Origin of the sequence: Qipengyuania citrea, assembly GCF_024171405.1 — a bacterium.
In the GTDB taxonomy this organism is placed as follows: Bacteria; Pseudomonadota; Alphaproteobacteria; order Sphingomonadales; family Sphingomonadaceae; genus Qipengyuania; species Qipengyuania profunda.
In genome coordinates, this window is record NZ_JALJZT010000002.1 from 1,560,868 (window position 1) to 1,585,105 (window position 24,238).

At 60.0% G+C, this 24,238-nt stretch carries 29 protein-coding genes; 26 read left to right on the forward strand and 3 right to left on the reverse strand.

Features of this window, described 5'->3' with window-relative positions:
• The first annotated feature begins 201 nt into the window (after nucleotides 1–201).
• Genes J2S32_RS08470 through J2S32_RS08520 form a run of 11 tightly spaced genes read left to right on the forward strand, consistent with a single transcriptional unit; the run spans nucleotide 202 to nucleotide 9,816 of the window.
• Nucleotides 202–396, forward strand: coding sequence for a hypothetical protein (locus J2S32_RS08470; RefSeq protein WP_197459409.1), 195 nt, complete (start codon nucleotides 202–204; stop codon nucleotides 394–396).
• Nucleotides 389–1,435 carry a cytochrome c oxidase subunit II gene (locus J2S32_RS08475; RefSeq protein ID WP_224801993.1) on the forward strand — a complete coding sequence of 349 codons (1,047 nt, stop codon included), beginning with the start codon at nucleotides 389–391 and terminating at the stop codon, nucleotides 1,433–1,435. The genes J2S32_RS08470 and J2S32_RS08475 overlap by 8 nt, the downstream gene beginning before the upstream one ends.
• Nucleotides 1,432–3,969: a cbb3-type cytochrome c oxidase subunit I gene (locus J2S32_RS08480; RefSeq protein WP_063535109.1), complete on the forward strand. Its 2,538-nt coding sequence runs from the start codon at nucleotides 1,432–1,434 to the stop codon at nucleotides 3,967–3,969. Before J2S32_RS08475 ends, J2S32_RS08480 begins: the two co-directional genes overlap by 4 nt.
• Complete coding sequence (locus tag J2S32_RS08485; RefSeq protein WP_063505649.1) at nucleotides 3,962–4,264, forward strand: hypothetical protein; 303 nt, start codon at nucleotides 3,962–3,964, stop codon at nucleotides 4,262–4,264. The genes J2S32_RS08480 and J2S32_RS08485 overlap by 8 nt, the downstream gene beginning before the upstream one ends.
• Before the next feature lie 35 nt (nucleotides 4,265–4,299).
• Nucleotides 4,300–4,734 (forward strand): DUF2231 domain-containing protein, encoded by a 435-nt coding sequence (locus J2S32_RS08490; RefSeq protein WP_063505650.1) that lies wholly within the window; start codon nucleotides 4,300–4,302, stop codon nucleotides 4,732–4,734.
• A complete protein-coding gene (locus J2S32_RS08495; RefSeq protein ID WP_050599081.1) occupies nucleotides 4,731–6,107 on the forward strand; it encodes a PQQ-dependent sugar dehydrogenase in 1,377 nt (458 codons plus the stop codon). The genes J2S32_RS08490 and J2S32_RS08495 overlap by 4 nt, the downstream gene beginning before the upstream one ends.
• A 37-nt stretch (nucleotides 6,108–6,144) precedes the next feature.
• The gene (locus J2S32_RS08500) at nucleotides 6,145–7,299 is read left to right on the forward strand and encodes a L,D-transpeptidase family protein (RefSeq protein WP_253520284.1); all 1,155 of its coding nucleotides are present in this window, start codon (nucleotides 6,145–6,147) and stop codon (nucleotides 7,297–7,299) included.
• Nucleotides 7,296–7,709, forward strand: coding sequence for a protein-L-isoaspartate O-methyltransferase family protein (locus J2S32_RS08505; protein WP_063505652.1), 414 nt, complete (start codon nucleotides 7,296–7,298; stop codon nucleotides 7,707–7,709). The genes J2S32_RS08500 and J2S32_RS08505 overlap by 4 nt, the downstream gene beginning before the upstream one ends.
• A gap of 12 nt (nucleotides 7,710–7,721) precedes the next feature.
• A complete protein-coding gene (locus tag J2S32_RS08510) occupies nucleotides 7,722–8,465 on the forward strand; it encodes a ZIP family metal transporter (protein WP_063512442.1) in 744 nt (247 codons plus the stop codon).
• 1 nt (nucleotide 8,466) lies between these two features.
• Entirely contained in the window at nucleotides 8,467–9,507 is a 1,041-nt protein-coding gene (locus J2S32_RS08515) for a sodium:calcium antiporter (protein WP_063505654.1), read from the forward strand.
• A 36-nt stretch (nucleotides 9,508–9,543) separates the two neighbouring features.
• Nucleotides 9,544–9,816, forward strand: coding sequence for an SDR family oxidoreductase (locus J2S32_RS08520; protein ID WP_082835581.1), 273 nt, complete (start codon nucleotides 9,544–9,546; stop codon nucleotides 9,814–9,816).
• Nucleotides 9,817–9,950: 134 nt separating this feature from the next.
• Here J2S32_RS08520 and J2S32_RS08525 read toward each other — a convergent pair whose 3' ends face one another.
• Nucleotides 9,951–10,316 (reverse strand): PRC-barrel domain-containing protein, encoded by a 366-nt coding sequence (locus J2S32_RS08525; RefSeq protein ID WP_082850799.1) that lies wholly within the window; start codon nucleotides 10,314–10,316, stop codon nucleotides 9,951–9,953.
• Between the two features lie 177 nt (nucleotides 10,317–10,493).
• Here J2S32_RS08525 and J2S32_RS08530 point away from each other — a divergent pair, with 177 nt between their 5' ends.
• Nucleotides 10,494–10,925, forward strand: a complete 432-nt coding sequence (locus J2S32_RS08530) for a hypothetical protein (RefSeq protein ID WP_234004107.1) — start codon at nucleotides 10,494–10,496, stop codon at nucleotides 10,923–10,925.
• A gap of 137 nt (nucleotides 10,926–11,062) precedes the next feature.
• Here J2S32_RS08530 and J2S32_RS08535 read toward each other — a convergent pair whose 3' ends face one another.
• Nucleotides 11,063–11,368 carry a hypothetical protein gene (locus tag J2S32_RS08535; RefSeq protein WP_156491280.1) on the reverse strand — a complete coding sequence of 102 codons (306 nt, stop codon included), beginning with the start codon at nucleotides 11,366–11,368 and terminating at the stop codon, nucleotides 11,063–11,065.
• A gap of 196 nt (nucleotides 11,369–11,564) precedes the next feature.
• On the opposite strand from J2S32_RS08535, the gene J2S32_RS08540 reads away from it, so the two are divergent.
• The 7 genes from J2S32_RS08540 to J2S32_RS08570 all read left to right on the forward strand — a co-directional run bounded on the left by J2S32_RS08540 (nucleotide 11,565) and on the right by J2S32_RS08570 (nucleotide 17,648).
• Nucleotides 11,565–12,041, forward strand: a complete 477-nt coding sequence (locus J2S32_RS08540) for a hypothetical protein (protein WP_157052051.1) — start codon at nucleotides 11,565–11,567, stop codon at nucleotides 12,039–12,041.
• 43 nt (nucleotides 12,042–12,084) lie between these two features.
• Nucleotides 12,085–13,323, forward strand: a complete 1,239-nt coding sequence (locus J2S32_RS08545) for an MFS transporter (RefSeq protein WP_050599275.1) — start codon at nucleotides 12,085–12,087, stop codon at nucleotides 13,321–13,323.
• Nucleotides 13,324–13,449: 126 nt separating this feature from the next.
• Complete coding sequence (locus J2S32_RS08550) at nucleotides 13,450–14,094, forward strand: SRPBCC family protein (protein ID WP_253520285.1); 645 nt, start codon at nucleotides 13,450–13,452, stop codon at nucleotides 14,092–14,094.
• On the forward strand, nucleotides 14,094–15,275 hold the full coding sequence (locus J2S32_RS08555; RefSeq protein WP_253522991.1) for a zinc-dependent alcohol dehydrogenase: 1,182 nt from the start codon (nucleotides 14,094–14,096) through the stop codon (nucleotides 15,273–15,275). Before J2S32_RS08550 ends, J2S32_RS08555 begins: the two co-directional genes overlap by 1 nt.
• A 2-nt stretch (nucleotides 15,276–15,277) precedes the next feature.
• Nucleotides 15,278–16,072, forward strand: coding sequence for an SDR family NAD(P)-dependent oxidoreductase (locus J2S32_RS08560; RefSeq protein WP_253518886.1), 795 nt, complete (start codon nucleotides 15,278–15,280; stop codon nucleotides 16,070–16,072).
• A gap of 45 nt (nucleotides 16,073–16,117) precedes the next feature.
• A complete protein-coding gene (locus J2S32_RS08565; protein ID WP_253518881.1) occupies nucleotides 16,118–16,735 on the forward strand; it encodes a flavodoxin family protein in 618 nt (205 codons plus the stop codon).
• Between the two features lie 43 nt (nucleotides 16,736–16,778).
• Entirely contained in the window at nucleotides 16,779–17,648 is an 870-nt protein-coding gene (locus J2S32_RS08570; protein ID WP_253518878.1) for an SDR family oxidoreductase, read from the forward strand.
• Between the two features lie 87 nt (nucleotides 17,649–17,735).
• Here the strand turns inward: J2S32_RS08570 and J2S32_RS08575 are convergent, their stop codons facing one another.
• Nucleotides 17,736–18,233: an MgtC/SapB family protein gene (locus J2S32_RS08575; protein WP_050599070.1), complete on the reverse strand. Its 498-nt coding sequence runs from the start codon at nucleotides 18,231–18,233 to the stop codon at nucleotides 17,736–17,738.
• Between the two features lie 251 nt (nucleotides 18,234–18,484).
• On the opposite strand from J2S32_RS08575, the gene J2S32_RS08580 reads away from it, so the two are divergent.
• The 7 genes from J2S32_RS08580 (at nucleotide 18,485) to J2S32_RS08610 (ending at nucleotide 24,231) form a co-directional block, all read left to right on the forward strand.
• Nucleotides 18,485–18,706, forward strand: a complete 222-nt coding sequence (locus J2S32_RS08580) for a hypothetical protein (RefSeq protein ID WP_050600379.1) — start codon at nucleotides 18,485–18,487, stop codon at nucleotides 18,704–18,706.
• Nucleotides 18,706–18,915, forward strand: coding sequence for a hypothetical protein (locus J2S32_RS08585; protein ID WP_050599068.1), 210 nt, complete (start codon nucleotides 18,706–18,708; stop codon nucleotides 18,913–18,915). Before J2S32_RS08580 ends, J2S32_RS08585 begins: the two co-directional genes overlap by 1 nt.
• A gap of 480 nt (nucleotides 18,916–19,395) precedes the next feature.
• Entirely contained in the window at nucleotides 19,396–21,510 is a 2,115-nt protein-coding gene (locus J2S32_RS08590) for a hypothetical protein (RefSeq protein ID WP_253520286.1), read from the forward strand.
• Between the two features lie 155 nt (nucleotides 21,511–21,665).
• A complete protein-coding gene (locus J2S32_RS08595; protein ID WP_050600381.1) occupies nucleotides 21,666–22,061 on the forward strand; it encodes a YybH family protein in 396 nt (131 codons plus the stop codon).
• Complete coding sequence (locus tag J2S32_RS08600) at nucleotides 22,058–22,549, forward strand: YybH family protein (protein WP_063512585.1); 492 nt, start codon at nucleotides 22,058–22,060, stop codon at nucleotides 22,547–22,549. The genes J2S32_RS08595 and J2S32_RS08600 overlap by 4 nt, the downstream gene beginning before the upstream one ends.
• A complete protein-coding gene (locus J2S32_RS08605) occupies nucleotides 22,549–23,133 on the forward strand; it encodes a VOC family protein (RefSeq protein WP_050600383.1) in 585 nt (194 codons plus the stop codon). Before J2S32_RS08600 ends, J2S32_RS08605 begins: the two co-directional genes overlap by 1 nt.
• A gap of 99 nt (nucleotides 23,134–23,232) precedes the next feature.
• Nucleotides 23,233–24,231: a methyltransferase gene (locus J2S32_RS08610; protein ID WP_050600384.1), complete on the forward strand. Its 999-nt coding sequence runs from the start codon at nucleotides 23,233–23,235 to the stop codon at nucleotides 24,229–24,231.
• The last annotated feature ends 7 nt before the right edge of the window (nucleotides 24,232–24,238 follow it).

The window sequence follows — 24,238 nt, forward strand, 5'->3', positions numbered from 1 at the left end:
AGTGTGGAGCATCGGAATTGGAAAGCCATCGTGGCCGGCGTAGCCTTAGCCGCTTGTGCAGCGCTTGCCGCATGCAAGGACCCGGTCGAGACGCGGCGAGAGCCGGCTATCGGACCGAAGGATCGCGGCTTAATAGCAATCAAGCGCGCAGGCTGTGGATCTTGCCACGAAATTCCCGGGCTGGACTGGCCATCCGGGCGCTTGGGACCATCGCTTGATGGCTTCGACGATGTCGGCTTGATAGCTGGCCAATTGCCGAACCGGCCGGACGTATTGGCGGCCTTCATCCGCAACGCACCTTCCGTGAAGGAGGGCTCTTCCATGCCGCCAATGCCAATTAGCGAGGCTGAGGCGGCAGATATCGCAGCCTATTTGTATGGTCTCGACCATGATTGACGCACTTTGGGGTTGGCCACCTCCGGTACTCGACCCGGCAGGTCCGTATTCAGGCAAAGTTACAACCCTGGCCTGGTCGCTTTTCGGTTTGGGCGCTTTCGTCACATTGGTCGTGGTGTTTGCTCTTTGGGTCGCCATCAAGGGACCAGACAAGTGGAAAGCGAAGCTAGGAGGCGAACGCGCGATCTTGCTCGGCGGGGTGGCCTTTCCGGGCGTCGTATTGACCGCGCTACTGGTGTGGGGACTCACACTTACGGCCAGCCTGACAGAGCCGATCCACGGGGACGAGATGCGTATTCGCGTTACCGGTGAAATGTGGTGGTTCCGTGTGCAATATCTGGACCCATCGGGCGCGGTTGTGATGGAAGATGCGAATGAGATTCACATTCCCGTCGGACGTCCGGTGGTGCTCGAACTGGAATCCGCCGATGTGATTCACAGCTTTTGGGTGCCGCATCTATCGGGAAAGAAGGACATGATCCCCGGGCGACGCACACTGCTGCGGATCGAAGCCGATCGCCCAGGAGAATTCGGCGGGGTGTGCGCGGAGTATTGCGGGCGGCAACATGCGCTGATGGGCTTCGTTGCCGTAGCGCATGAGGACGACGATTTTCGAGAATGGTATGCCGAGCGGAATGAGCGCCTCGTTTCAGCGGGCCTCGACATAACGCGGCAAGTAGAATCATCGTCCGGATCAGGGACGCAGGGTTCGGAGCGATCAACAGTTACGCGTACGGGTGCGGGCGCTAACACAAATTCCGGTCAGCAGTCCGGAAGAACACTATTCATGCAGTCCGGGTGTGCTGCCTGCCATCGTGTCGCAGGGACTGAGGCAAACGGCCTCGCTGGCCCGGACCTCACCCATGTTGGGTCGCGCCGGACGCTGGGAGCGGGTATTTTGCCGAACAACCGCGGGACGCTGATTGGTTGGATCGGCGACAGCCAATCGCTCAAGCCTGGCAATCGCATGCCGAGCTATGACATGCTCAATGCCGACGAGCTCGAAGCTATCGCCATCTGGCTCGAGCAGCAGAAATGAGATCCGAGACGGGTTTCGATTATTCGCTCTATGAGCGCTTCCCCACCGAGAAGCGTCCCGATAGCGAAGTCGAAGAATTGAACCGCATCTGGCGCGCGCCCAAGGGGTGGGCACGTCTTACCGCGGTCAATAACAACTACGTTGGCTTCTGGTACGTCGTCACTGCTTTCGGCTTCTTCTTAGCAGCAGGAATTCTGGCGCTGGGCATGCGTGTGCAACTCGCCGCTCCGATGCAGGATTTCCTCGGCGTCGATACCTATAACCAGTTCTTCACCATGCACGGAACGGTGATGATGTTCCTGTTTGCCGTGCCAATGGTGGAGGCGATCGGGATCATGCTTTTGCCGCAGATGCTGGCGGCACGCGATCTACCGTTTCCCAGGCTGTCAGCATTCGCCTTCTGGGCCTATTTCGTAGGCGGAACGATGTTTTTTCTCTCGCTGTTCGTGGGGTTGGCGCCCGACGGCGGCTGGTTCATGTATCCCCCGCTGACGAGCATCGCCTTCAGTCCCGGTATCAATACAGACTTCTGGTTGCTCGGCATCGGCTTCATCGAGATCTCGGCCATTGCCGGAGCGATCGAGATCATCGTGGGTGTGCTGCGCACCCGCGCGCCGGGGATGACCCTCGACAAGATGCCGATGTTTGCGTGGGCCATGCTGGTGTTCGCGGTAATGATCGTGGTCGCTTTCCCCAGTGTGATCCTGTGCACGATGCTGCTGGAGATCGAACGAGCTTTCAATTGGCCTTTCTTCGATGCGCTACGCGGCGGCGATCCCATGCTGTGGCAACACCTCTTCTGGTTTTTCGGCCATCCAGAAGTCTACATTATCTTTATCCCAGCCGCGGGTCTGATGAGCATGATGGTGGCCGCAGTCGCCAAGGTGCCGCTCGTTGGGTACCGCCTCAACGTTCTGGCGCTGGTCGCTACCGGCTTCATCAGCTTCGGCGTCTGGGCGCATCACATGTTCACTACCGACATGCCGCGCGTCTCGGCAGGCTATTTCTCCGCCGCCAGCATGGCGGTCAGCCTGCCGGCCGGCATCCAGGTGTTCTGCTGGATTGCGACGCTTGCCAGCGGCAAGATAAGATGGACCACGCCTGCGCTATTCGTAGTCGGCAGCGTAGTGATTTTCACGATGGGTGGGTTGACCGGCGTTATGGTGGGCATGGTGCCCTTCGACTGGCAGGCGCATGACACCTATTTCATCGTCGCCCACCTCCATTACGTGCTGATGGGCGGCATGGTTTTCCCGATGTTCGCCGCGTTCTACCACTGGCACGGCATGACTAGCAGCCGGGCGCTATCTGAGCGTGTCGGGAAGTGGGTCTTCGGGCTGATGTTCGCGGGTCTTCACATCACTTTCTTCCCCATGCACCTGACCGGCTTGATGGGTATGCCGCGCAGGGTCTATACCTATTTGCCCGGGCGCGATCTCGATCTGCTCAATCTGGTGTCCACCATCGGCGCTTTCGTGATGGCCGCTGGGATACTCCTTTTCCTGTTCGATCTCGCGCGCCGCTTTCGTTTCACGGTTCATGACGATGCAGGTAATATCTACGGGGGCGGTACGCTCGAATGGCTTCCCACCGGTTTGTACTCCACTCGCTCGATCCCGCTGGTTACGTCTCGCGAGCCTTTATGGGATCGCCCCCAAATCTCGAAGGAAGTCGAAGAAGGGCGCTATTTCCTCCCGAACTCTGCCACTGGTCAGCGCGAGACGTTGATCACCTCGACCGTGATGGCTGAACCACAGTACGTTCAACTCATGCCCGGCCCGTCGCCATGGCCATTGTCAGCAGCTGTGTTCACCGCTCTCTTTTTCCTCTCGCTGACGGTGCAGGGCTACGCCTTTGCAGTGTTTTGCGGGATTGTAGCAGTGCTAAGTACGCTTCGATGGCTTTGGGAAACCGACCGTCCCATCAAACAGGAAAGCGCCGACATCGGCGGCGGTATCGAAGTTCCGATCGCCATCACCGGGCCGAAAAGCCACGGCTGGTGGGCGTTGAACACTTTGATGGTCGTAATCGGCATGATCGGCTTCATGGCCGTGTTCGCCTACCTCTATCTCTATGGCATCAATCCCGAAGTCTGGAGTGCGCCTCCGCCGCTCGGCGCAACTGCAATCATTGTCGGGATAGAAGCGGCGGCGCTTCTTGCGGCCTGGGGCGGGCGTCGGTTTCTCGCATCGAAAGAAGGGCGGCTTGCCGAAGACCTGCCCTGGATGCTGGAGGCACTTGCTGCGACCCTGCTGGTCGGAGCCTTATACCTCGATGTGACTGGATGGCTCGCGACGGGTCTTGAACCCACCGCGAATGGGATGGGTGCGACTGTTTTTATGCTTTCGGTGCTTCAGGGACAGGTGGTCGTGGTCGCTGTCATCATGGCCACCTATCTCGCTTTTCGCGAAGCGCGGGGAATCATGACCACTCCGACAAACGTCACCATGGATATTGTCGCACGTTTCATAATGTTCTGCGCGCTGCAGGGCATGGTCTTTACTCTCTTGCCGAGGGTGTTCCCCGGTGTCTGAAGCAAAGAACAGCGAGATTGGCGAGCCCATCGACCGTCCTTCGATCTATCGCACGCTTCTGATCGCCTTCGTGATCTGGTCGGCGCATTTCGCTATCAGCTACACCGGAGTGCTGGTTTTCCCCGATGACGGGATCGCGCGGATCATCGCGATAGGAGCTGGTCTCATCGCAATCGCCGCATTGCTGGGACAAGTCCTGAGGCTACGTGCTCCACGCTCGCCGCTCGCTCTCGGCGCCCTCGGTCTGGCTGGGGCGGGTGTAATCTTCGGCACCTTCCCCGCGATTGTTGGTTAGTCAGAGTGGCAAAGCCGGAAGAGGAGATTGCCCGCATGGATCGCACAGTCACTAATTCTCGTTCTTTTGCAAATCCCTTGCACGCGATACTGCTCGCCTTTCCCGTGGCGCTTTATCCTGCCGCTCTACTTACCGATATAACCTATCTGAATACGGCGGAGATCCAGTGGTCCAACTTCTCGTCCTGGCTCATTGCCGGGGCAGACCTGTTCGCTGGCCTGGTCCTCGCCTCGGCACTGCTCGCCCTCTTCTTCGGACGAGCTCGACACGCGAAAGGTCGCGGTACGCTCTATCTGATTGTCATCGCCGCAATGTTCGGTCTCGGTGTGCTGAATGCTTTCCAGCATGCTCGTGATGGCTGGCATTCCGTCGGCACTTTGGGCCTCGTGCTTTCGATACTGTGCTCGATCCTGGCCTTGATCGCAGCGTTTGTCGCCTACAGCACCCAGACGGTGGAGAAACGTGCATGAACCGCCTAGCCTATCTCGTCTTGCCGCTTACTTTCGCGCTTGCCGCGTGCCAGGTCAGCAGCGATCCCGATCTCGATCAGACTGGCGAGCGTCCCGAGCTTCCCGAACAGAACGATGCTCTCGTGCCGGCGATGGAAATTCCGACGCCGGAAGGATGGGGGGACGAACTACCCATCGTACCCGAGGGGTACACTGTTTCCGCCATTGCACAGGATCTGAAGATTCCACGGCAGACGCTCGTGCTGCCCAATGGGGACATTCTGGTCGCCGAGGGTTCTGGCGGCAAGGCGCCAAAGTTGAGGCCCAAGGATGTTATCGCAGGCTGGATAAAGAAGCGCGGCAAAAGCCCGGTCGAAGGCGGAGACCGGATAACGCTGCTGCGCGATGAGGACGGAGATGGGCAGACCGATCTCCAGACTACTTTTATCGAGGGTCTCGATGCACCCTACGGCTTAGCTTTCGTTGATGGCACGCTCTACGTAGCCAATCAGGGAAATCTGGTAAGCTTTGAATATTCCGAGGGAGCGACCAGTATCGCGGGATCTGGCACCGAAGTTACAAAGCTCCCTGCCAAGATCAATCACCATTGGACGAAGGCGATGACCGCCAGCCCCGATGGCTCGAAGTTATATGTAGGCATTGGCTCGAACAGTAATGTCGGCGAACGCGGCATGGATGTGGAAGAGGACCGTGCGGTCATATGGGAAATAGACCGCGAAACGGGCGCCAGCCGGATTTTTGCCTCCGGCATCCGCAACCCCACAGCACTCGCTTTTGACCCGTGGAACGAGCAGCTTTGGGCGGTCGTCAACGAGCGTGACGAACTTGGACCGCAACTCGTGCCTGATTACCTGACTTCCGTGCGCGACGGTGCCTTTTATGGCTGGCCCTACAGTTACTACGGTCAAAACGTCGATCCGAGGATCAAGCCGGCGAGGCCCGACCTGGTCAAAAAGGCCGTAGTGCCTGACTACGCGCTGGGCTCACATGTTGCCGCACTTGGTGTCGATTTCACAACCGACGGTGGCTTGGGTGGCCGGTTCGGCGAAGGTGCTTTCGTCGGGATGCACGGAAGCTGGAACCGCGCCGATCCGTCGGGCTACAAGGTCGTCTTTGTGCCCTTCCGTGGTGGACGCCCGGATGGGCGGCCGATCGACCTGCTCACAGGTTTCTTGAAAGACGGGCATGCGAGGGGGCGTCCGGTGGGCGTGACATACGACGAGGCGCGTGGCGTATTATATGTCGCGGATGATGTGTCGAACACCGTTTGGCGTATCGCCCCACGCGGTGCAGTACGCCGCGCTTCCCCGCAGGACAGGACCCAGGTGCTTGGCGGGGCACGGCCGCCGTCCACAACGTCCACCACGAGGTAATCCGGTTTAGTAGCGCCGCCTGAAATCGGGATGCTGCTTGTGTACGTCGGATGCGCGTCCTTGGTTTAAATGTCAGATCGTACGCTCAACAGCTTTCTCGGAATTGACCAGATCGGAACATCCGCGCGGACAGCCCAGTTACTTAACCATGCTTGGATTTCTTCGCATTGACCGAAATTTGGTGGTGTTGATCGCCACCGCGCTTCTCTGTGTTCCCTCGGTATCGCCGGCCCAGTCAACAACCGATGCCGAAGCGGGTATCGAGACGACACAAAGCGAAAGTCTTGATCTGAAAATCCCACCCTCGGTGCCGGAAACGGCATTTTCTGGCGCTCGTTCGCGCGTAGTGCTTGCCGCGCAGGTTATGCTCGATCGAAGCCGCCATTCGCCCGGCGTGATCGATGGTTACATGGGCGGCAACACGATGCGGGCGATCCAGCATTTCCGACGCGCCCGCGGGCTTCCTGCTGAGGGAGGCCTCGATCCGCAGCTGATGCGATCACTGATAAAGTCGCAGAGCGGTGAGATTTTCCAGACCTACACGATCACGCGCGACGACGTGGACGGACCGTTCTTTCGTGTTCCCGACGCTATGTCGGCAATGGCAGCGCTGGAACGTGTTGGCTGGACCTCGCCGCAGGAGCTGATCGCAGACCGGTTCCATATGGATCAGGACCTGCTTCGGGCGCTCAATCCCGAGGCCGATTTCAGCCGCGTGGGGACGCGGATCACTATTGTTGCGCATCGAGAGGAAACACTTCCTTCGCAGGTCGCCCGGATTGAGGTCCGCAAGTCGGACAATTCGGTCGTCGCTTTCGACGAGCGGGGCAATATCCTTGCCAGTTATCCCGCGACGGTGGGCAGCGCGCAATTTCCCAGCCCCTCCGGTTCGATGGAGGTGGTCGCGGTAGCGCCCGATGCAAACTATACCTTCGATCCGAGCGGGCGCGAATGGGGTCCCGACGAAACGCTGATCGTCCCGCCCGGGCCGAACAATCCGGTGGGCGGCATTTGGATCGATCTGAGCAAACCCGGATATGGCATCCACGGATCGCCCGACCCGCAACTGATCGGCAAGACCGCCAGCCATGGCTGCGTAAGGCTTACCAACTGGGATGCGAAGGAACTGGCGGATGCGGTGCGCCAGGGGACGCGCGTGGTGTTCGCCAACCAGGCTGGAGGTGCATCGTGAGCGGCACCGACTATGCTGACCGGCGCCAGTTGATCAACCGCAACCAGATTGCCGCGCGCGGCTTTCGCGACGAGGCGTTTCTGTCCGCCTTTGCCAAAGCCCCGCGCGAGACCTACGTCGATCACCGGATGGATGCGGGGGAAGTCGGGGCAGACGACCGATTGCTCGAGGTCGGGGCGGTAACGGGTTATGCCGCAGCCGTCCTCTCCCGCCCTGCTGGGCAGGTCCATGCGATCAAGTGGCACGAGGCGCTGGCAAGGCAGGCGGCGGCGCGGATTAGGGAGTTGGCCTACGACGATTGCGAGATCATTACGGGAGATGGTCTGAAGGGTCTGCCGAACGAGGCGCCCTTCGACGCGATTTTGGTGGCGGTGCGGTTCGATAGCGTGCCGGACGCGCTCAAGCGGTGATCCGCTGACAGTATGGAGTCTTCTGGCCTTCTTGCGGTACTCGCTCTCGCGCTGCTGCCTTCGCTGGGTAATCTTCTTGGCGTTGCGCTGGCCGAGTGGCGCAAGCCGCCCGAATGGCTGGTCGGCGGCGCGCTCCATGCCGCTGCTGGGATCGCCACCGCGGTTGCCGCAATTGAGCTCATCCCGCGTTCGCAGGAGCGGATCGAGACCTGGCTGTTGGTCGTGGCGCTGATCGTCGGGGCAATCTGCTCCGCAAGTATCGCCAAAGCCACACGAAAGATCCGCGACCGAATGGGTAGCGCCGCAGGCCGTGCGACCACTTGGGGGGCCTATGCCGCAGTGGGCGTTGACTTGCTGACCGATGGACTGATGACCGGCGGCGGGGGAGCGGTGGCGCGCGAACTGGGGCTGCTGCTGGCCCTGTCTCAAGTGGCGGGCAACTTGCCGGGTGGCTTCGCCATCGCTGCGAATTTCCGCTCGGCAAAGATTACGCGCAGGCACCGGCTAAGCGCGCTGGCGATCTATCCGCTGCTTCCGGTGATCGGTGCGTTCGCGGGGTATACCGTGTTGGCCGGAGCGGGGGATGTGCTGACGGGCTTCGTGCTCGCTGTGTTCGCGGGCCTGCTACTGACCGCGACGATCGAGGATATCGTGCCCGAAGCCGACCAGCCCAAGGCTAAGCGCCGTATATCGAGCCCGTCCTTCGCACTGGGCTTCGGAGCACTCCTGTTGACCTCGGCTTATCTTGGACAGTGACATGAGCCTTGCTGGCTTGTCTCTGTTCGCGCTCGTCCCGCTGTTCCTGACCGGAGCCGTGCTCGTCTGGTTCGCCGGAGCACGGCTGGCGGGCTATGCCGACACGATATCGCAGCGGAGTGGCATCGGACAGGCGACTATCGGCGTCATCTTGCTGGGCGCGGTGACTTCGTTGCCCGAAATCACCACCACCAGCGTTGCGGTAATCTCCGACAATCCGCGCATGGCGGTCAATAATCTCGTCGGCGGGGTCGCCTTTCAGGTGGTCGTCATCGCGCTGGCTGATCTGTTCGTGGGCAAAAATGCGCTGACCAGTATGGTGCCGGGGCCGCGCGTTATGCTCAACGCGGCAGTCAGCATCGTGCTTCTGGTGCTCGTGGCGCTGGGCGTGATGGTGGGCGACTGGGAATTATGGGGTATCGGGGTCGGCTTCTTCCCGGTGCTGATCGCCACAATCTATCTTTTGTGCCTCTGGCGGTTAGGGAGGAGCGTCTCTTCGAGAGGCTGGACGCCGGAAGCCTTGCCGGAGGTGGATCGACAAGAAGAAGCTCCTTCCGAGCTTTCCAATATCCGACTTGTCGGCGTCACCGTGACAGCAGCCGTGCTGATTTGTGCAGGCGGCACACTCGTGACATTGGCGGCGGAGGGGATGGCCGAACAAACGGGTACCGATACCGGAGTGATGGGCCTGACCCTACTCGCCTTCGCCACGTCACTGCCCGAACTCAGCACGGCAATTGCCGCGGTTCGCATTCGCCGTGTGGAATTGGCTATTGGCGATATATTGGGCGGAAACATGTTCGATGTGACGCTGATCCTGCTGATCGATATCTTGGCGGCGGGTCCGCTCGTACTCAATCAGGTCGATCGCAGCGCGATGGTGGCCGCGCTCCTCGGCATATTGCTGACCATGCTGGTCCTGATCGGCCTGCTCGAACGGCGGGACAAGGCCATGCTCCGCATGGGCTACGATTCAATCGCCGTGCTTGTCGCCTATTGTGCGGGAATGGCGGCGATCCTGGGCGGCGCCTTTGCCGAATGACTTTCCGACGATTATGGGGTAGAGACCTGCTGTCCAATCCCGTGGCGGAGAAGGCGATGCCAAAGATGTCGATCGACAGCCACGAGGCCGCTACGGGTGAACTGCATCGCGTCCGGGCCGGTTTGGAGACCGCTTATTCCCTCGACGATGCCGGAAGAGGATGTTGCTGAATTCGGCAAGGATTATCCGCTTGGCCGCCCCGCGCAGCCCGCCGAACTTGCGCCGCCATACGTCATGCTGGCGAGCGATGACGCAAGCTACATTTCGGGAGCTACAATCACCGTTACGAGCGGCAAACCAATGATGTGATCATTCGACTCTCTGATATCCGGAATGGGGGCAAGAACTGAGCCTCCGCTAAAGGGCTGTAACCGCGGTCGCGGCCGGAATGACAGTTGCAAAAGGGCCCGACAGTCAAGCCGGGCCCCCCAATGCTCATAGTGCTAAGCTACCTGCGCTGTTTCATAGTATTTGTGAACGCCAGACCGGAAATTATCGTCGTAGGCCTTGTGTCGTTCCTCGGAAGTGAAGCGCGGCCCTTCGCGAAGGGCATCTTCGTCGATGTTAAGGTGGTAGCCACCAAGGTCGGTATCGTAATCGAGCTTCGACCAAGGGACGCAGTGCTTCTCATCACCCATTCCCAGGAAACCGCCGACCGACAAAACTGCCTCTGTTGCCTGTCCACCGCGCTTCTCGATCAATACGTAATCTACGTGGCCGATGTTTTTCCCGCCGCGATCAAAGACGGCTGTACCTTCGACGCGATCACTCGAAATAACAGCGGAATTTTTTTCTGCTTCAGTATGCATTTTGCCACTCCTTTGCTGAAACACACCAGACTACCCGAAAGCACATCGAGAACGGGCCGGTGCTACGGCAAAAAATGCCTTCGATTGAATGTTGATCCGGAACTCGTGGACCCTGTCAGACAGGACGTTCAACAAGTGGGCTAAGAGGGGTACTGTGTGTTTACTTGCGGCTCGCTCTTGATCATGTGCGACCAATGGTTCCCGTCATGCGACCGTTTAACAGCCATTGCCGTTGCCGTAGTGAGTGCAGATGATATTCTAAGCTCGGCCGTTGAGGCGGGGAAACGGTGCGCCAGGGGCGTGGATTTCGTTTCGTCGCCGGAAAGCGGATATTTAAAAGGCAAGGACGGGGACCGGAAATCAATTTCAGAAGTGAGGTTGCTTATGAGTCACTACGTTCTGCATTCTTGGGACCAACGTTCTGCGGCACGCGAAGAGATCGCTTTCGATAGCGTTTCAATTGCTGGGGCGCTGGACAAGGCGAAGAAGGTTGCGCGCGGGACCAAGGCCGACCTTTACGAAAACGGAAGACCTGTCTGCTCTATGGAACTGGTCGGCAAAACGGGGGTCTGGCTGATAGGTAAGCCAAACGAAAGCACGGAAGATTAATCAGGAAGCACTGAGCGCATCGCTGTGATCGGGCTCATATGCGCGTACTTTTCGCCTAGCCGATAAGCGTCGAAAGCGTGCGCCCATAAAATATCTCTTGGTGCCTGTCGGACCATGATTCTTTAGACGCTTTGTCGTCATGCAATATCTGCAGTTTGATCGGACGCTACGATTGAGGAACGGTAGATGACCCCCGAGTTCGCTAAGCTATCCTCCTTGCGGACCAGAGCCAGCATCTGCTTAACGCCCGTATCGGCAATGCGGCGCGCGGCGTTGTGCGAATTGATGATCGCCTCCACCTCGATCCCGTTCATCAGGATCACGCGGCATCTCGTATAGGGATGGACCTCGCGGGTGTCGAAAGGTTTGCTCGTCAATTCCGACCAATTGCGGAACTGACGGTCGATCGGAATGCCTTTTTCTGTAAGTGGATTGAAAGACAAGGGCATCTCCTGAACCTAGTGTTGCAGGTTCGGACGAATGCAGAATCAATTTCAATTAGATCGATAGGTTCCGCCCAAGCTCTGCTTTTGACGATAAGAAATGTTATCTAACACGCTCACATTATTATGAAAAGTCGAGAAACCCGCGGAACAAGGGAAGGCTGGAACAAACTCGAACGTCCAGCGCTCACGGAGTATGACCACGACGAACTTCAGCCAATTGCTACGAGTGGCGCTTGATGACCTGCGGGAGGGCCGTCGCTCACTTGCGTGCAGGATGCAGAAAGTTGCTGTCGCAACAAACGATGCCGTTACGAGAGAGACCTTCCGTACTTTGATTACTCGGTCCAATGAAGAAGCAAACATCCTCGGCCAGATGCTGGGTGATCCTGATGGGAAACCTAATCTCTGGGCAAATGGCATAATGGACGATGCATTGCGCGACGTAGCGTCGACAGCGCAGGGACGGGTGCGAGACGTCGCCGTAATTGGAGCGATCCGCAAATTTCTGGCTGCTGACATCGTGTCGCTGGAAACGGCCATTGCGCTCGATCAGTACGAAGGGGCCGCGAAAAACCAAGCGTTAAATGCGTTTCGCCAGCAAGCTCGGGATACGGACCATCTGCTCCGTGAGCGCTTGGCGGAATTAACCCGGTCGCTTGCTGGGGAATGAGGTAAAGCCTCTTGGCATCTTCACCGAAACCATGCTCTAGCTCGTGCAGCACTGCAGGACAAAGAACGCGTTGAACTCGGCCGAGCGTCTCACGATCGCTGGATTTCTCGCCACTGCAATCGGCTTCGGTCCCGCGAGAGTCGGTCTAGGTCTCTTCATGCCCCAGTTCGCCGATGAGTTCGGCCTTTCGGTGGCCGATGGCGGGCATATCGCGAGTATCGCATTTTCCGCCTTTATGGTGGCTTTGCCAATAACTGCTATCTTTGTTTTTCGGCTCGGACCTCGCACTCCTGTCATTCTGGCCTGCCTGATGGCGTGCGCGGGATCAGTGCTGGTAGCTACTGCATCGAATGCGACAATGCTGACCGCAGGGATAGTCATCGCGGGATCCAGCGCAGGCCTGTGTTGGACCCCGTTCAACGATGCCGCGCGCCACAGTTTAACCGAAGATCGGCGAAATACGGCCCTCTCGATAATCGCGACAGGAACGGCCACCGGCGTAGTAATTGCAGGCGTTCTCTCATTATTTACAGGGATGGGCGCAATCCACTGGCGACACGCTTGGTGGGCCTTCGCCGGCATCGCCCTCTTAGCGGCAATCGTGGCGTGGTTCGGGACCCCGAAGCTCGAACAGAGGCAATCGATGAAGGGGTTCGCCCTTTCGCATTTCTATGGCCGCAAGGCTTGGCCGCTCCACACCCTCGCTTTGGTTTTCGGCGCGACTAACGCGGTCTTCATTACCTTCGCGGCGAAGCGCATAGCCGATACGGGAGGGCTGCCTAGCCTGGTATCGGACGGCGCTTCGGCCGTGGTCTTCATCAGTTACGGTATCCTGGGCTTAGTCGGCGTAGCGGCGGGGCGTCTGGTAGACCGGTTCGGTCTGAGCGGCGTGCTGCGCGTGATTTTCGCGGCTGCCGCCCTCTCGATGGTCCTCATCGCGTTCGCACCCAATGACTGGATCACCGTGATAACCGCAAGCGCATTTCACGGAGCAGCGCTCATGGTCGTCAGCGCGGTGATCTCTTTCTGGAGCCTGAGATTGTTCCCCGGATGGAGCACGACCGGATTCACTGCGGCCCTCATGGCGCTAGCGATCGGGAGCTTGATCGGACCGACTCTCGTGAGCGGAATAGCCGAAAAAATGGGAGGACAGGCGATGTTCGCCATCGCGGCGGTTCCGTCAGTCGTGATTGCTCTCTGGCCCGGGCGTTTGCCCGCCTTGCCGACCATCCGTTCAAGCCCGGCAGGCGATTGCGACCTCGCAACTGCGTCTGACAGATAAACCCGGCCTGAAATTTCACCGAAGAAAGCTCGGTAAAATTGGTCGCAACCCACCAACGCCTCGCCGAGAACGTCCGGAACGGTTTGAGAGGGAATTCGCTGCGTCATCATGTCGCGGAGAAAATCTATGTCTCAAAATTCGAAAATCGGCGCCGGATTGGGCGGCGTCGTTCTTACTGCCGGAGCGATCGCATTCGGAGCGTTCCTGTCCAACAGGCACCAAAATCGCGGATATGGCGATGCCGCCAACCATACCAAACGCCAGCCTGAAGGCGACACCGCGCAGGTCGGCCGATCAGTAACCATCCGCAAGCCGCGAGCCGAAATGTTCGCGTTCTGGTCGGAGTTCTCCAACCTGCCGCAATTCATGGAGAATGTGGAAGCGATCGAAGCCGGCGCGGACGGGGCATCGACCTGGCGGATCAAGGCCCCCGCGGGCCAGACGGTAGCGGTGAAAACCGAAATCGCCAGCAAGAAGCAGGACGAGGTGATCGCCTGGCGCTCGGTCGAGGATTCCGAGATCGAGACCAGCGGCGAAGTTCGCTTCGAGGATGCACCGGGCGAGCGCGGAACCAGGGTCAGCCTGGTGATGGCCTACGACCCGCCTGCAGGCGCGCTCGGCCGAGCGGTGGCGAAGCTGTTCCTGCGCGAGCCGCAGGTCCAGGCCCGGCATGATCTGAAGCGTTTCAAGATGCTCATGGAAACCGGGGAAATAGCGACATCGGCGCGAACGCGGGACGAAACCCGTGCAGCCAAGCAGGAGAACGGATGATGCGAGCACTTACCTGGCATGGAACCAACGACGTTCGCGTGGACACGGTCAGCGATCCGGAAATCATCAATCCCCGCGATGCGATCATCAAGATCACCAGCACGGCCATCTGCGGGTCCGACCTTCACCTTTACGATGGCGTCATTCCCGGCGTGGCGCCGGGCGATGTGCTGGGCCATGAATTCATGGGCGAAGTCGTCGAGACGGGGTCTGCGAGCAATCTGAAGAAAGGGCAGCGCGTCGTCGTGCCGTTCACGATCAGCTGCGGCGGCTGTTTCCACTGCAAGCAGCAGCAGTATTCCGCCTGCGACAATTCCAACCCGGCTGAAAAGCAGGATATGTCGGCGACGCTGTACGGCCAGCCGATGGCCGCGCTGTTCGGCTATTCGCACCTGACCGGCGGCTATTCCGGCGGACAGGCCGAATACGCCCGCGTGCCCTTTTCCGATGTCGGCCCGATCGTCGTTCCCGACCATCTGGAGGACGACAAGGTGCTGTTCCTCTCGGACATCCTCCCGACCGGCTGGATGGCGGCGGAAAATGCCGACATCCAGCCTGACGATACGGTTGCGGTGTGGGGCTGCGGCCCGGTCGGATTGTTCGCGATCCAGTCGGCCATTGTGATGGGCGCATCCAAGGTAATCGCGATCGACCACTATCCGAACCGTCTCGCGCTGGCGAAGCAGCTGGGCGCGGAGATTATCGACTTCCGCGAGACCGATGTGCGCGAGGCCCTGATGGAAATGTCCGGCGGGATCGGCGTGGATGCGGTGATCGACGCGGTCGGCATGGAATCGCACGGCTTCGCGATCGACAACATGTTCGACGTGGTGAAGCAGAAGGTCGGCATGGGCGCCGACCGCGCGAGCGCGCTGAAGCAGGCGATTCTCGCGGTCCGGTTCGGCGGCAAGGTCTCGATCCCCGGCGTCTATGGCGGGATGACCGACAAATGGCCGCTCGGAGCAATGATGGAGAAGGGTCTGCAGGTCCGCGGCGGCCAGACCCATGTCCAGAAATATACCAAGCAGCTGCTCGAGAAGATCGAGGATGGCACGCTCGATACCACGTTCCTGATCAGCCACCGGCTGCCGCTCGAACAGGCGGCCGAGGGCTACAAGAACTTCAAAGAGCAGCAGAATGAATGGACCAAGGTCATTCTGAAGCCTGGGATGGAGAACTGATCATGGCCGGGAAAATCGACAGACTGTCCGGGCTATGCGTGATCACCGGTGCTTCGAGCGGCATCGGGCTTGAGCTCGCGAAGCTGGCGGCCCGCGATGGCTGCGACCTCATCCTCGCCGCCGACCGTGATCTTGGCGCGGCCGAAGCCGCCGCGCGGCAGTGCGGTGCCGCAGGTGTCGAGACGGTTGAAACCGATCTCGCCACCCGCGATGGCCTCCAAACCCTCGTGACGGCGCTCGGCGACCGTACGCCCGATGTCCTGCTGGCCAATGCCGGCCACGGGCTGGGCGAAGCGTTCCTCGATCAGGAGTGGAAGGACATCGCCCATGTCATCCACACCAATGTCACCGGCACGACCTGGCTGCTGCACCATGTCGGGCAGAAGATGCGGGCGAAAAACGCCGGCCGCATCCTCGTGACCGGTTCGATCGCGGGGCACATCCCCGGCGCGTTCCAGCTCGTCTACAACAGCACCAAGAGCTACATCGATTACTTCTGCTTCGGGCTGCGCAACGAGCTCAAGGATACCGACGTCGTCGTCTCGTGCCTGATGCCGGGTCCGACGGATACCCAGTTCTTCGACCGCGCCGGGCTCGAGAACACCGATGTCGGCAAATCGGACAGCAAGGACGATCCCGCCATGGTCGCCGAGGCGGGCTACAAGGCCCTTCTCGAAGGGGACGCGCACACCGTCAGCGGCTTCATGAACAAGATCCAGGATATGTTCGCCGGCGTGATCCCCGACACGGTGCTGGCACAGATGCACCGGCGCATGGCCGAACCCGACGATCGCTAGGCCCGCGCGCCTTCGCCAATCTGCAAGAAACCGAGGAGAACACCTATGCCTCTCACCGCCATCGCCCTGAACTGCTCGCTCAAGAAATCTTCGGGCGAAGCAAGCTCGACCGACGCCATGATCGCCGTGCTGAAAGAGCATCTGGCCGAGCAGGATGTCGAACTGTCCGAAACCATCCGCATCGCCGATTACAACGTCCCGCCGGGCGTGACGTCGGACGAGGGCGAGGGTGACGACTGGCCGGGTATTCGCGAGAAAATCCTGAGCCACGACATCCTGGTTTTCGGCGGGCCGATCTGGATGGGCCAGATCGGGTCGGTCGCCAAACGCGTGCTCGAACGCATGGATGCCTTCACCAGCGAAACCGACGACCAGGGCCGGATGCCGAGCTTTGGCAAGGTGGCGATTGCCGCGATCGTCGGCAATGAGGATGGCGCGCACTGGAGTTCGGCGCAGCTGTTCCAGTCGCTCAACGACACCGGCTGGACGATCCCGGCGGGCGCGGCCTGCTATTGGGTCGGCGAGGCGATGGGCAGCACCGACTTCAAGGAGTTGGCCGAAACCCCCGATGCGGTGACCGAGACCGCGCAGATGTGCGCGATCAATGCCGCGCATCTCGCCAAACTTCTCGCAGGCGACACCTACCCCGGGACGAAGTCCTGACGGCCCGGAACTCTCACACTCCGTAATCTCCTGGGAGATCATCATGGGACAAGGAACCACCAACCGGATCGAGCCGCCCCTGCCTGAACAGCAACAGCGGGTTCCGGGCGCGACCGAGGCAATGCACCCCAAGCCCGATCACGGCGAAGACAGCTACGAGGGCTCCGGCCGTCTCGAAGGAAAAAGGGTCGTCATCACCGGCGGTGACAGCGGGATCGGTCGCGCGGTCGCTATCGCCTTCGCGCGCGAAGGCGCGGATGTGCTGATAGCCTATCTGTGCGAGGATCACGACGCGCAGGAAACGAAGGAATGGGTCGAAAAAGCGGGGCGCAAATGCGCCTTGATGCGTGGCGATATCAGCGATGCGGCGCATTGCCGGGCGATAATCGCCCAGGCTGTCCGCACCTTCGGCGGGATCGATGTGCTGGTGAACAACGCTGCCCACCAGATGACTTTCGAGACATTGGAGGACATTCCCGACGAGGAGTGGGAGCGGACCTTCGCCACCAACATCCACGCGATGTTCTATCTCGCCAAAGCCGCCTTGCCCCACATGGGTGAGGGCAGTTCGATCATCAATTCGGCGTCGATCAATTCCGACCAGCCCAATCCCACGCTGCTGCCCTATGCGACCACGAAGGGAGCGATCCAGAATTACACGGCCGGCCTCGCGCAACTGCTGGCAGACCGGGAAATCCGGGTGAACTGTGTCGCGCCAGGCCCGGTTTGGACACCGCTTATCCCCTCTACCATGCCGGAAGAGGACGTCGCCGAATTCGGGAAGGATTATCCGCTCGGCCGCCCCGCGCAGCCCGCCGAACTCGCGCCGCCATACGTCATGCTGGCGAGCGATGAAGCGAGCTACATCTCGGGAGCCACAATCGCCGTTACCGGCGGCAAACCGATGATGTGACCTCCCGGCTGCCCGAGTAAGGGGGCGGCACAGCGCGGCTGACCAGTTTGGGCTGCCCCGACGAAGATGCGGGTCCGGCGCGGACGCCTATTCGTCGGGCGACCTTCCGATTGAGCGCGCGATGTTACGATCCTCCTTGCCGAACTTGTCCTCCGCAACCCGCAGGACCGTGATCATGATCAGGCTGACTACGGTCAGTATTGCCACCAGGGGCCATTGCGCGGCACCGCAGGCGATGCCCACCATGGTCGCCAGCCATAGATGCGCCGCCGTCGTCAGATTGTGGAGCTGGCCCTTGCTGAAGACGATCAGACCGGCCCCGATTATCCCGATGAACGCTCCGGCTGCCTCGAACAGTCGCAGGGGGTCCATCCGCGGGCCGTCGAGCTGATGGTACAGGGCCATGATCGACACCACCATGGCCGCAGCCGAAACACAAATCAGGCCATGCGTTCGCATGCCGGCGGCATGGCCGCGCCATTCGCGATCAAGCCCCAGCACCAGACCGAGAATCGCAGCCACGCCAAGCCGGCTGATGATATCCCAATCGAGCCATTCGAGGGATGTGACAGGGTTGAGTTCCATGATTGGCTGCTCCGCTTTCTGCCCGGATCCCGGGATGGGTCTTTCCGCTCGCCGCAAGCTGATAGGACAATCAACCCGAGTGCTGCAATTGCTGGGTTGGCTGCTCTCTCCCGCCGACAGCCGGCCAGGCCCCTACGATAACCCGTTGCAAACGTGAGACAATATCTTCCTGGGACCCTTGCCCCATACGGGGTCGCTCATATATTTTCTTAGCGCGGACGGGTACTCGACACGACATGAGGAGAAACGTGATGGCGAAGGGAGACAAGGACAAATACACCGACAAGCAGAAGCGCAAGGCCGAGCACATCGAAGTGAGCTACGAGGACCGCGGCGTCTCGCAGGAAGAAGCCGAACGCCGCGCCTGGGCAACGGTCAACAAGGAAAGCGGCGGCGGCAACAAGTCCGGCTCCGGCCGGGGCGGCCAAGGCGGCAAAAAGAGTTCCAGCGAATACGGAGCGGAAAGCAAGTGATGCATAGCTACAAGCTGCGCGCCCGCGACGATCACAACTCAGTGATTGAAGAGATCGACTTCGAATGTCTCTCGATTGCCGGAGCGCTGGATAAGGCCAAGGCCATGGTCAAAGCCGGCCACGCCGATCTCTACGAAGATGGCATGCCGATCTGTTCGATGGAACTGGTGGCAGAAACAGGCGTGTGGCTGGTTGGTAAGCCGCGGTGATCTGAACGCTTAACGAAATTATAGCCGAGCGCCCCTTAAATCGCGCGCAGTTCCAGCTCTGCGTCTGCTTTTCGAATGCGTCGCGCGCGGCAGCTAAAAGGGGATTCGAAAGCAGCGGTGTACGTCCGGAATGAGGGCGCGAAGCTGCCGTTGCGTGAAATGCAATTGGCGGCTGAGCCATTTTGAGCAGGTTGTGTCCGGCTACACTCGCATTGGCGAATGCTGTGGAAACCAATCAGATATGGCGGGAAGTGGGCCGATTGCGGATCGTCCGCTTTTCTACACCATGAGGCAGAAACAGACATTGCGGAGGCATGTATCTACCGCTCGCTTCGTTCAAGGGTCCGTATCGTTTCTCGGTCCTTGTCGCATGGAAGATATGAGCCGTTCAGCCGGCTAGCGCGACTTCATTGATTTCGCGCGCATTCTCTTCAATGTGCTGTCATCCGTTTAGGATGCTGCCATACTGGGAGGGGCGAGTTGAAAGCAAGCGGGTCCGAGGCGTCTTTCGAGGATGCTCGGAAGCTGAAGATATCTGTCTTCGGCAAGCCCACGATAACGCTTGGCTCCGGAGAAGTCCCCAATCTATCCAACCAGCGCGCCCGCGCCATCCTGGCCATGCTGTGCCTCAATGATGGTGAGGCAATGGACCGTGAGACTATCAGCACGATGCTCTGGCCGGGTCGGTTTCCCGCTCAGGCTCGTGCCAGTTTGCGTCAATGCCTTCTGGCCTTGAGCAAACTTCCACCCGAGAGCGAGTGCAACCCACTCATCAAATCGACGCGCAGCACCATCGAACTCAGTCGAACGCGGATCGATGCTGATCTGTTTGTCCTGTTCGATGCCTTGTCGAACCGGCGCGGTGAGGAAGCCTCTCGCTTGATCGAGGACATCGGCGATCGCCCGCTTCTCGACGGTTTCAGTTTCGGTGCCTCATTCGCCGCGTGGCTTACCGAAAGACGCGATGCGATAGAACATCGACTGGATGCGGAAGTGCGCCGGGTCGTCTCATGGCTGAACTCCCGCGATGATCCAGAGACGGCCGCTCGCCTCGAAGCTGCTCTTCAAATCCGGCAGCGCGAAGCGTATCGGAAGCGCGGTGCGGGCTGCCGCATTGCGGTCCTGCCGTTCCATCAGCACGATGAGATCGGCGGCGAGCTTTTCCTGAGCGAGGGCGTCGTCGATGAGCTTTCTTCGCGTCTTGGCAATATCCAGGATATCACTCTTGCGGGGCGCACATCCATCGCGGCGCTTCTGGAGCGAGGCTATACCTTGCAGCAGATGGGGAGCGAGCTGGGCGTATCGCACCTGATCGAAGGTGAGGTGCGGCGAACACATCAGGGGATCTCGGTACGCATCGCGCTGATCGATGGCCGATACGGCACCGAAATCTGGTCCGATTTCGTAAGCGGATCGATCGAGGAATTCATCGGATCGCGCGACATGATCGGTGCCACCGTGATTTCGGCGATCACCCGGACGCTCGGCCTTTCAGCACCACCTTCGACCTCGCGGCGCATGACTACAAATCGCGATGCCTATGCGCTGTATCTTCAAGGGCGCGCGCTGGCACAGCGCGTGGGCGTCGACGGAGCCATGGCCAAAGCCATCGAGTTTTTGGAAGAGGCCCTGGATACAGACCCCGAATTTGCAAGTTGCTGGACCGCGCTTGCCGATGCGCACATCAGCGTCGCCGCTCTCACGCCAAGTGTCGAGCGCGTCAAGAATTCACGGGATGCTGCACAATGCGCGCAGTGCGCCATTTCCCTCGATCCGGGGCAGGGTCATGCCTTCTCGATCATGGGCATTCACGAGTGGACGCAATTCAATCCGGCGCGCGCACTGGAACTGTCCTTCGAAGCTTTTGCCCGGGACCCCAATGATGCCGATGTGATCTCTCGGTTGGGATCGTGCCTTCTCTATCTCGGCAAGACGCGCGAAGGGCTTCCCTTTATCGAGCAATCCGTTGCTCGCGATCCGATTTATGGGCGCAACCACGTGATGCTGTCCTCAGCCTATCTCAGCATTGGCGAGGTCGACAAGGCGATCGCCGCAGGCCAGCGCATGGTCGATCTTGGCTTTCCCGGAATGTGGCTCGCCGTGGCGTACATGGCTGCGGGAGACCACGAGGCGGCTGTCAAGGCGCATTACGACAGCAGGATATATCTAGGGACGACCATCATGCGACCTCCGGGAATGCCGGTGATGGACGATGCCGCGCGTGATGCCTATTTCGACATTGCCGCGCGCGGAATTTTCAGCGGGAAGGCCGCCGATCGCGCGGTTTACTGCCAGATGCTCGACGGTCTGCATGCCACAATGGCGGATCCCTATGACTCGTCAATCGCCTTCCCAGCGATCTGGATGGGACATGCCGACCTCGTGATGAAACTCTACTCCGAATGCATTCACCCGGCCAACATGTTCAGCTTGATGAGCCTGTGGATCGATATCGACCCGATAAACCGCACCCGCCTCCATCCCGGCTTCATGCTGTTTGCAGAGAAGATCGGTATGGTCGAAGCGTGGGAGAAGTTCGGCTGGCCCGATCTCATTCCGCACGACCCGCGAAACACGTCGTCGGACCCGGATTGACGCTTTTTTGACGGTTGAGCCTATTGACGCTCGGCTCGGTTCGGCAGACAGTTCTCCTCAGTCGCACAACAGATCGACAAGCCTGCCTTAGCCCGGAAAAGCACCGCTTTCCGGTGCCGGCGAAGCTTGGCCCGGTCGTCGTGGGAGGGGGAGGAATGAGCGAGACGCATCCGGCAGGCGAGAACCTGCACAATCTCTATGTGACCGCGATCAATTCGAACGACACGCAGGCGGTCGCAGCACGCCTGTCCGACAACGTGGTGTTTCAAACCCCGGGCGAACCCGAACTGGTCGGCAAGGAAGCTGTGACCGAGTGGGCTTCGAGCTTCTTCGAGGCATTCGAAGCGCACTGGGACAAGACCGAAAACCTCTTCGAGGTTTCGGGCGATTTTGCGATCAGCCGGTACACCTATAGCGCTCGCATCCAGCCGCGTGAGGGTGGCGCGCCGATGGAGGAATTTGGCAAGGGCGTATGCGTTTATCGCCGAGGCACTGATGGCAAGTGGCTGCTCGCGATCGACAGCTGGAGCACGAATGAAGGCGCGCAATGATGCAGCGTATCTGGATATTGGCGGCGCCGCTCCTCCTTGTAACCGGATGCAGCGCCGAACGCGCGGAACCGGTCGACAAGGATGCGATCGCGCAAGCAGTGAAGACCGACGTCCAGTCGATCGTCGATGCCTTCAATGCCCGCGATGCCGATGCCGCGCTGGCGGTGAACGCGCCCGATACGCGGGTCATGTCGCATGGTCAGCCGAACATGGGCTTCGAGGAGAACCTCGCCACGGTGCGCCAGTATGTCAGCGATCCGGCAGTTCATCTGCAGGTGGCGGACGAAGAAGTGGATGTCGCCGATGCAGGGGACATGGCGGTCTACACTGCGACATATGACTGGGAGTTCACCGATCCCGAGACTGGCGACGTGGCAAACGAGCAGGGCAACTGGGTGATGGTCTTCAGGCGCCAGGAAGACGGCTCGCTGAAAATCTACCGCGAAGTCATCTCGGACATTCCAGCGAGCGGGGAAGGTGTCAGCTGATGCCCATGCCGACGCCCAAGCCCGTCCATGTCGTTTACCGGACGTGCCGCTTTGCAGAAATGCTCGACTGGTACGCACAGGTGTTCGGCTCCGAGGTCGTTTACCAGAACCCCGCGCTGGCGTTCATCACTCATGACGACGAACATCACCGGTTCGCCTTTGCCGATCTGAATGTCATCGCGCCCGGCGTCGATCCTGAGGACCGTGGGCGGGTGGGCGTAGATCACGTCGCCTACGACTGCCCGTCGATGCGCGAATTGCTCGAAGCCTATGACGACCTCAAGGCGCGCGGGATCGCACCCTACTGGTGCGTCAATCACGGGATGAGCGCGTCGCTTTATTACGCCGATCCCGATGGCAACCAGCTGGAATTCAGCGTCGATTGCTTCGCCAGCAAGGCCGAATGCACAGCCTATTTCAAAGGCGATGCGATCGGCGAGAACCCGGTCGGCGTGGAATTCGATCCCGATGAATGGCTGGAGAAGCTGCGCGGCGGAATGGCCGAAGCCAAGCTGCTCAAGATCGACCGCAAGGCCCCGGCGTCGCCTATCCGCGGCAAGCTCATGGAGATGACCGATGGCTGACGGGCTTGGCGAGGTTCCAGTGATCGGGCCGATCTCCTGACGATGATCGGCATCTCCACCGCGTTTTTCATGCTGCGCTGAACCAAGAGGAAATCGACCATGTCCCAACAGATCAGTGCGGAAGAGCAGGTTCTCGGCATCGTTACCAACCACTGGCAGGCGCATGGCGTCGGCCTGGCGGCCAAGCTCGAACTGGCCGATCATCTTGCCGACGGTCCGCTGGCGGTCGAGGAGCTTGCCAAGCGTTCCCGGACGCACGCGCCCAGCCTGTACCGCATGCTGCGCGCGCTGGAGAGCACGGGGATTTTCGCGAGCACGGAAAACGGTTCGTTCGAAAACACGCCCGCCAGCGATTGCCTGCGCCGCAACAAGCCCGGCTCGAACTGGGCCTGGGTGCGCTTCACGCTATGCCCCGGCGCCCCGGTTTACGAAGGATGGCGCGGCTTGCCCCTGGCGGTCGAAACCGGCGAACCGGGCTTCGACCAGCTGCACGGCAAGAGCAATTGGGAGAACATGCAGGCAAACCCAGAGGCCTATTCGATCTTCAATCTCGCCATGCGCGATCTTGCCGCCACGATCGGGCCCGCCGTTGCCTCGGCAATCGACTGGAGTCGCTACAACGTAATCGCCGACATCGGCGGCGGTATCGGGTCGCAGTTGTCCGAAATTCTTGCGGCGCATCCCAATACCAGAGGTATTCTTTTCGATCTTCCGCATGTGGTTGCCGAAGCGCCGAAGAACGAACGGTTCGACGTGGTAGCCGGCGACTTCTTCGCGAGCATTCCGGTCGAGGCCGATGCTTATGTGCTGCGCTGGGTACTGCATGACTGGTCCGACCAAGAATGTATTCGCCTGCTCCGCAACGTGCGAGAAGCGATGCAACCCAAAGCGCGATTAATGATCGTGGAATCGATCATCCCAGGCGGTTCGCAGTTCGACATGGGCAAGTGGATGGATCTCAACATGATGGTCATGGCGACCGGCAAGGAACGGACCGAAGCCGAATTCGCGGCTCTTCTCAAGAATGCCGGTTTCGAGCTCATGTCTATCGAACCGACTGCGTCGCCCCTGTCGATCCTGGTCTTTGAGCCCGCGTGATGAAAAC